2 protein-coding genes and 3 pseudogenes are annotated in these 1,545 nt (G+C 43.4%); 4 read left to right on the top strand and 1 reads right to left on the bottom strand.

Translation table 11 applies throughout. The annotated features are described in order from the left end of the window. Positions 1-107: 107 nt before the first annotated feature. The 3 genes and pseudogenes from ACM0OP_RS24085 to ACM0OP_RS24075 all read left to right on the top strand — a co-directional run. Positions 108-305, top strand: a pseudogene (locus tag ACM0OP_RS24085) (oligopeptide/dipeptide ABC transporter ATP-binding protein); the annotation flags it as partial. Further along, positions 292-735, top strand: a pseudogene (locus ACM0OP_RS24080) (ATP-binding cassette domain-containing protein); the annotation flags it as partial. The pseudogenes ACM0OP_RS24085 and ACM0OP_RS24080, both read left to right, overlap by 14 nt. A gap of 3 nt (positions 736-738) precedes the next feature. Then, positions 739-891 carry a hypothetical protein gene (locus ACM0OP_RS24075; RefSeq protein WP_414530930.1) on the top strand — a complete coding sequence of 51 codons (153 nt, stop codon included), beginning with the start codon at positions 739-741 and terminating at the stop codon, positions 889-891. Here the strand turns inward: ACM0OP_RS24075 and ACM0OP_RS24070 are convergent. Next, positions 867-1,115 (bottom strand): annotated as a pseudogene (locus tag ACM0OP_RS24070) (penicillin acylase family protein); the annotation flags it as partial. The gene ACM0OP_RS24075 and the pseudogene ACM0OP_RS24070 overlap by 25 nt on opposite strands. Positions 1,116-1,130: 15 nt before the next feature. Between ACM0OP_RS24070 and ACM0OP_RS24065 the strand changes: the two are divergent. Then, positions 1,131-1,545, top strand: a 415-nt coding sequence (locus ACM0OP_RS24065; protein WP_414530929.1) for a caspase family protein, incomplete at its 3' end; no start/stop codon positions are given.

Below are 1,545 nucleotides of genomic sequence, written 5' to 3'. Positions count from 1 at the left end.
TTAGCCGCTTACACCTATTTGCCCAAAAAACCTTCCATTGATATTTACCCAAAAGTTTTGCCTGCTCTACCTCCTGCCATTTTTTAGTTCCGTCGAACTCACGTTATACTAAGGCTTTGTGGCGATCGCTTCCCCAAAATGAGTTTATTTCAGTTCCCAGTAGCCAACCCCATCCTGAAGCTTTACCTGTTGGTTGTCTATTTGGCGATCGCTGTGATTTAGCGACAGATGCTTGTCGAAAAGCCCGACCCCAGTTTCGTCTAGTACGGGGCGCTCCTGTGAGGTGTATTCATGCTGAAGGCTGAAGATTTATGTTTTCGTTATCACTCCCAGCAACCGTGGATTTTGCGTGATTTTTCCTTGGAAGTCGCCCCTGGTGCTGTTGTGGGGTTAAGTGGGTTAAGTGGTCGGGGTAAAACTACCATTGGTAAACTTTTAGCTGGGTATCTGCAACCAAATCAAGGAAAGGTAACTTGTAATGGTCAGCCTTTACCTAGCAGTAATTACTGTCCTGTACAACTGATTTTTCAAAACCCAGAATTGGCTGTCAATCCGTGCTGGCGCATCAGCAAAGTTTTAGCAGAAGGACAAACTCCCTCGGTTGATTTGCTCCAAGCCCTCGGTATTCACTAAAGTTGGCTGAGTCGTTATCCTCATGAACTTAGTGGCGGAGAATTACAACGGATTGCAGTAGCGCGATCGCTCAATTCTTCGACTCGTTATCTGATTGCTGATGAAATGACGGCAATGCTGGATGCGAATACTCAAGCGCTCATTTGGCAGGTGGTAATCAAATATGCTCAAGCACAAAACGTGGGAATTTTAGTAATTAGTCGTGAAGCTGCCTTACTTCAGCGTCTTTGTGATTATACAATTAACTTGGATAAGTAAGTCGATATAGCTTGATTACCTGTTTCGGATATTACAGGCCCGTGAACAGAATGTTTGACAACCAAGGGTTCTGTTTTGAAAGTGCCGTCTTGTTGTTTGACTTTTAATGAAAGGTTTGTGATTTCAAAAGGTTTAACTTGACCATCAAAGCGATAACCATTGTCAACCAATTCCAGGTTGTAAGCATCCCAGCCGTCGTGAGTGTTAACAGTATGAGTCCAGCCTAAATGATCATTTAAATGTGTCCTATTAGTGTCAGTACCAGTCGTTCAACTCATGCCTTAGAAACAGGTGTGGCCAAGCTTTGGCTGCTATTAATCGGGGTAAATCAATACCAAGATAACCAAATTCCTTGTTTGCGTTACTCAGCCGGAGATTGTCAAGGTTTAGCCGCAGCGTTAAATGCAGCCACTCTTGGTTTCCCCCAACGGGAAGTGATGATTCATCATGATTTTGCCCAGTCGCCACCGTTGTTAGAAAATGTCCGCGCCAGTGTGAAAAAAATTACAGATGCAACTCAACCCATTAACACCGTTTTATTTTATTTTTCTGGTCATGGGTTGCTAGATGCTTCGAGTCAGCAGGTGGTGTTATGTCTGCAAGCAGAAGTGTTGAATGTTAAGAAAGAGGTGATAAAAATAACCCAAAATATGG

The organism is Nodularia chucula CCY0103 (genome assembly GCF_963923915.1).
Lineage (GTDB): Bacteria > Cyanobacteriota > Cyanobacteriia > Cyanobacteriales > Nostocaceae > Nodularia > Nodularia chucula.
The sequence above is the reverse complement of the archived record's forward strand: the minus strand, read 5'-3'. Positions and strand labels throughout refer to the sequence as shown.

What these genes read in the sequence shown, in the direction of transcription:
- ACM0OP_RS24075 (WP_414530930.1), top strand. Translation starts at nt 739, where the DNA reads ATGACGGCAATGCTGGATGCGAATACTCAAGCGCTCATTTGGCAGGTG.